Annotated in this window: 5 protein-coding genes; 2 read left to right on the top strand and 3 right to left on the bottom strand. The window is 29.2% G+C overall.

What is annotated here, in order from left to right:
• Window positions 1-195: 195 nt before the first annotated feature.
• A complete protein-coding gene (locus N3C_RS06265; RefSeq protein ID WP_178377778.1) occupies window positions 196-1,650 on the bottom strand; it encodes a putative bifunctional diguanylate cyclase/phosphodiesterase in 1,455 nt (484 codons plus the stop codon).
• A gap of 767 nt (window positions 1,651-2,417) precedes the next feature.
• Here N3C_RS06265 and N3C_RS06260 point away from each other — a divergent pair.
• Both N3C_RS06260 and N3C_RS06255 read left to right on the top strand, forming a co-directional pair.
• The gene (locus N3C_RS06260; RefSeq protein ID WP_074365202.1) at window positions 2,418-3,362 is read left to right on the top strand and encodes an FHA domain-containing protein; all 945 of its coding nucleotides are present in this window, start codon (window positions 2,418-2,420) and stop codon (window positions 3,360-3,362) included.
• Between the two features lie 159 nt (window positions 3,363-3,521).
• On the top strand, window positions 3,522-4,157 hold the full coding sequence (locus tag N3C_RS06255; RefSeq protein WP_074365201.1) for a nucleoside/nucleotide kinase family protein: 636 nt from the start codon (window positions 3,522-3,524) through the stop codon (window positions 4,155-4,157).
• Window positions 4,158-4,181: 24 nt separating this feature from the next.
• Here N3C_RS06255 and N3C_RS06250 read toward each other — a convergent pair whose 3' ends face one another.
• Entirely contained in the window at window positions 4,182-4,862 is a 681-nt protein-coding gene (locus N3C_RS06250; RefSeq protein WP_074365200.1) for a hypothetical protein, read from the bottom strand.
• Window positions 4,863-4,979: 117 nt separating this feature from the next.
• Window positions 4,980-5,501 (bottom strand): hypothetical protein, encoded by a 522-nt coding sequence (locus N3C_RS14685; protein ID WP_083604444.1) that lies wholly within the window; start codon window positions 5,499-5,501, stop codon window positions 4,980-4,982.
• Window positions 5,502-5,810: the final 309 nt, after the last annotated feature.

Below are 5,810 nucleotides of genomic sequence, written 5' to 3'. Positions count from 1 at the left end.
AAGAAGTTCCAGTCTTTGTTAAAGGAAATTTTGCATATTAAAATTTGCAGATTCAGATTTTAAAGCTAAAGGATTTAAATAGAGAGATTATTGAAGAAGTAAATGACAAAGAGTCTGATAGAATTTCAGATTCAAAATATATTGAGTGAAAAATAAAGAGAGCTAATTGGCTCTCTTTATTTACTGGTGTTTAGTTTAATTGAAATACTTTAATAGTAATTTCTCTGCATCATCCTTGTTCAAAGGTTTAGAGAAGTAGTATCCTTGACCATGTTCGCAACCTAGATTTTTAAGTCGTGTTAACTGCCCTGCAGTTTCTATTCCTTCAACGGTTACTTTCATATTTAGCTCGTGAGCCATTAGGATAATACTCTTTACAACACTGTGATTTTTATTATTACTATCTAGTTGCTGAATAAAGCTTTTATCAACTTTAATAACATTGAAAGGAAACCGTTGTAGATAGCTTAAGGAGGAGTAGCCTGTACCGAAGTCATCTATTTGTATGTTTATACCTAGGTTTCGCATTTGCTCTAATACAGTTTGCGATTTTATTACATCAGTAATAAGAGAACTTTCAGTAATCTCAATACTTAAATTATTAGGGGATACCTTTGTTTCACGGAGCACTTCTGCAATCTGTTCAACTATGTCTGATTGGTTAAGTTGCATAGCCGACATGTTTACGTTTACAAAGAGGGATTTAGTATTCTTATAGTTCTTTTGCCAAAGACTAACTTGTTTGCAGGCTTCCTGAAGAATCCATTTACCTATAGGTATTATTAAGCCAGTTTCTTCCGCTATGGGTATAAAATCAGTAGGTGATATTATACCTAACTCCGGATGATTCCAGCGGACTAAAGCTTCAAAACCTATTATTTTATCTGTCTTTAAAGATACAATTGGTTGATAGTATAAAATTAATTCATTTCGTTCCAAAGCATGCTTTAAATCATTTTCTAATTTTAAGTTTTTCATTATCTTTTTCTGAATGTTTTCATCGAAAATAACATATCTATCTTTTCCTTGAAGTTTAGCTTCATACATAGCTATATCTGCATATTTTAAATATTGTTCAGCAGTAGTATATTCTTCTTTTGAAAAAACTACACCAATGCTGGCAGAGCATTTGATTTCATGATTATTTATTATAAAAGGAGTGCTTATAGAAATAAGAATTTTCTCTATCAAATTAATAACTTCATCCCTACTTTTTATATCCTTTACCAGTATTGCAAATTCGTCTCCGCAAAAACGGGATACTATAATGCTATCATTAGATAATTCTAGTAAACGTTTTCCAATAAGGGATAATATAATATCGCCATTATTATGACCTAAACTATCGTTAATGGTTTTAAAACCATCTAAATCCATAATTGCTATAGCAAATTGATCCTTTTTATTTTGTTTTAAAGCTTTTGTGATTTCCGTTATACATTTATTAAAATAAACACGATTTGGTAAATTAGTTAGAGAATCCTGTAAAGTGATATTATATAATGAACTATTAACAATTTTTAAACTATGTTGTTGGGCTACATATTTTCGAATAAGATAGCCTATTACTGTTAAGGCTATACTGTTAATTAGTATTATGGTTATAATTTCATGAGGAATAGGTGCTAAGCTGTATGTTGAATTAGACATAAGGACAAAAGCTAGTGTAATTCCAGCTATGTTTGGAAAAATTATATCTGACATTATGTATATATATATTGCAATTGAATAATAATAATGTAATATGTAATAACCAAAGTTTAAAGTAGAGTATCTTAGGGATATTATACAAGAAGCAAGGGAAACCGCAGCAAAAAAGTATTTTGTAAATCCCCTTGACCTAAAAAAGAAGGTACATAATATAAACACTATGTATAATACCGAGCTTATAACAGATAAATAGCTAGTATTATTATAAGTTAAGCTAAAAAGTAGTAATAATGCAAAAACACAAAAGAAAACGTTTTCTTTTGATGAATTTGATTTTTTTTCTATTACAACCATTGGTAACTCCCCCTCTAGGATAAATAAAAGAAAAGATAGAAGGTTTTGCCACTACTTCTTTTTACAATAATATAATATCATAGCTTTTGAATATAGACAAACTAATAAATTTAATTTAATTATATTAAAATGTATGATTTTTTTACTGATTTTATTATAAAACACCATTATAGATAATTTTACATTAAAATGAATAAATAACAAAAAATAAACAAGGACGAGATATAATATTATGGAAAAAATCCATACAGATTACAAAGTGGTAACTATTTTATGAAAGGAGATGGTTAAGCTTATTTAGAAATGTAATGAAAAAGATCCCAAAACAGTAAAGATAGGAAGCGATGTATATTACAACTTAATCTTGAATATAATGAACTAAAGTAACCTTTAAAAATAATGGGGGGAAAGAAATGTTTTTGGAGGCTTTAAGAGAGGATCGCATTATATTAATATCTAGTATCATTGTTGTTATTCTCCTTATAATTATAGCTATTTTAACTATACTACTAATTAAGGATATAAGGGAAGAAAAAAAGTTAGCTGCGGCTAAAACAGATCATAATGAACAGCCAAAAGACAGTAAAGATAAAAAGGTTGTTAACCTTTCTGAACCAAAAAATACTGATAGCTCAAGGAAAATAGCAGAAAGAGTAGTACAGGTATCTTTCAATGTAGATTCTGAAAGTCCAGTGAGTATTTCAACAGAGGCAGATCTTTTAAAAGAAGAAGAGGTTAAGGAAGAAGGCACAGGAGTAGAGATAAATGAAGAAATAATTGCTAAAGAAGTAAAGATAATAGCAGAACATAAAGAAGAAACTGATAAAGAAATAGATAAAAGTTTAGAAGAAAATAAGGAAGTTGTAGAGTCAGTATTGGAAGAATGGAATATTGATACCATCAAAGAGAAGGAAACTATAAATGAAGAAAAGCTATCAGAAAGTGATGAAGAAGCAGAAGTATTAGAAAAAGCAGTGATAGAAGATAGTGTAAAAGAAAAGGATATAGAGGAAATTCTTTTAACAGTTGAGTCTGTAGAAAATGAGAAAAATAAAAAGCAGCCCACGGCTAGTTTCTCTTATAAATTAAATGGACAAAGCAAAAATTTTAGAATAGATAAGCCAACTATTACTATTGGTAGAGATGCAAAAACCTGTGATTTCCTTTTAAGATATGATTCACGGGTAGGAAGAAAACATGCTATTCTTTCATACAAGGACCATAAGTATTATCTTTTGGATTTAGGCAGTAGAAATGGTACATATATCAATGATGTGAAGCTAAAGGGAGAACAGGAGCTTAAAGATGGGGATAAGGTTAAATTTGCTGATACAGAGCTGATCTTTAAAATAAATTAAATTGAAAGCCGCACTAAGTTTTAGTGTGGTTTTTTAAGTTAGAATTTTTATATTAAATGTGGTAAAATACTAGCAATAGAAAATTATTATAGATCTTCTTTGAGGTTGTATATTTATAATTAATTGATTTGTGCTAGAGCAATACAAGGAGGAAAGGGTATGCTTTATAATGGTATAGTTATTTTTGGTGAAATGGGAGCGGGTAAAGATGCTTTAGCTGCCAAATTTGTTGAGTTAAGAGATAATGCTAAGATATATAATATGGGTGTTCTATGTAGAGAAATGATGAAGGTGAGCAAGGTTAATCCACGTTGGAAGGGCTTGGAGAGATATATAGGTCAAACCGTTGCAGATAAGTTAAGAGAAATGGATATAAATATCATGTGTGATTATATATTGTCACTTATTTATGAAAGTGGACAAAAAAAGTATGGTTGGGACAACAGTCATCTTGAAGGACAAGACTTTGATAAGGCTATTAAGGAGCAATTGAGTTTTATTAGAAAAGAGGAACTATCCATAATAGTTGGTGGAAGAACCTTATCTGACCTACATTACTGGAAGGATAAGGGATACTTAATTTTGGGTATAAGGATTAGTCCAGAAATAAGAAAGAAAAGATTGATTAATAGAGATGGTGAAGAAGTGGTGAAAAATAGCAATAGCAACCATAACACCGAGGTGGATGTGCCATATATACTGGACAATCTATGCCATGAGGTTATTTACAATGATGGTACTTTAGAAGAACTAAAAGAATCAGCTGAAAAGATATTAATAAAATACAATTTTTAATAATCTACAATAAAAAGCCGGTATTTAGTTTTCCGGCTTTTTATTGTTAAAATTATCATGTAATGCCTTGGAAAGGGCTTCTTTTTGAGATTCATTAATGATACCAGCTTCTTTAAGCTCAGTAAATAGATCCTTTGGCTTTTTACTTGCACAGTAGGCTTTTCTTTCCTCAGGACTCATACTTTCTAATTTAGCCTTTTCTTCCTTCTTTTTTGATAAAAATTCATTTATTTTAGTAAGCTGTTCTGAAGTTATTGTACCTTTGGATATTTCCTTTTTTAATACTTCCTGTAGTTTGTTTTCATGGTTTCTTTGAATCATTTCTTTAATTCTATTAGCTTGTTCTTCAGTGATTATTTTAGATGAAACCAAATCTCCAAAAATATCTGGACGTTTTTTATAGTTTTGCTCTAAGTAATTTTCTCTTTGCTTATCATCCATTTTTTGAAACTTTTCTTTTTCTTCTTTCTTTTCTTCTTCATGTTTTTTTAAGAATTCTTCTATTTTATTAGCCTGTTCTTCAGTGATGATCTTTTCTTCCACAAACTTTTGTAGTTCTGCTGAAGTTAAATGTTTAGGCTTTATAAAGTAATCTTCATTTTCCCATCTTAAGGTATAAGCCTTTGGAAAATCAAATGTAGGAACTAATAAGGAAAGCAACAATGCAACTATCATATTTTTAATATTAAAGTTTATTTTTTTCATATAAAAACACCTCCGTTATTATATATTTTGCCGAAGGTTTACCCAAAATATTAATGATTTTAAAGGGAAAAAATAAACCCTAGAGAGCTCATTAAGCTTTCAAGGGTTTATTTAGATTTAAACTAGATTGCCTTTGATAACAGTATTATCTATCCAAGGATTATAATATCTATTATAGCTAGGAGTGCATATTTCAACATCCATACTATATTCCTTTATACTTTCTAGGTTGAGATTTAAGGCAGATCCAGTAAAGCATGTGATTACAAGTTTATAATCATATTGTAAAGACCTATTTATATGGTGTAATTCCTTTAAATTATCAAGAGCTATCTCAGTATTAAGATCTATTAAAGGTGATGAAATGTTTTTTATATGATTAGTTATATTATCTATAAGTTTCTTATCTTTAAGAACATTAACTGAAATCAATAATAGAGCATCTTCCAATAAATTTTCTTCTGTAGGAACCCACCTAATAGTTGAAAGTTTTTCTTTTTCGTTTTCTAATATATCTAAACTTTTTAAAATCCAAACAGGTTTACTACCTTGTGCTAGTAATAAGCAATGAGTAGGCAGCATACCATTACCAAGTTTATTTGGATGTCCTACAAGTATTTGAGCGGTGATTGTTGCCATAAATAGGCCTCCTTATCTGCTTTAAATGGATATAAATATCCCTTGTTTAATTCTCGTAGAAAAATGTAAAAACTTTAATTTTCATTATAGTAAGTTCTTTTTATTTTGCTTTAAAATGATATAATTGATTTTGTGGCTTTTATATAGAAAAAGCAAAGAATTAAGAATAAGACAAGTAACAAATGCTTTCGCTACTGACATAATTAGGGGGACAAGATTAAATGGACAACAATCATAAGCTAATTCCTTATTTTACAGCACTAGTAAGTTCTATTATATTTGGACTTAGTTTTTTATTTTCTAAAAGAG

This window comes from Clostridium sp. N3C (assembly GCF_900095445.1).
Taxonomy (GTDB): domain Bacteria; phylum Bacillota; class Clostridia; order Clostridiales; family Clostridiaceae; genus Clostridium_AU.
Note: the sequence above shows the minus strand (reverse complement) of the source record. Positions and strands in the feature narration are given on the sequence as shown.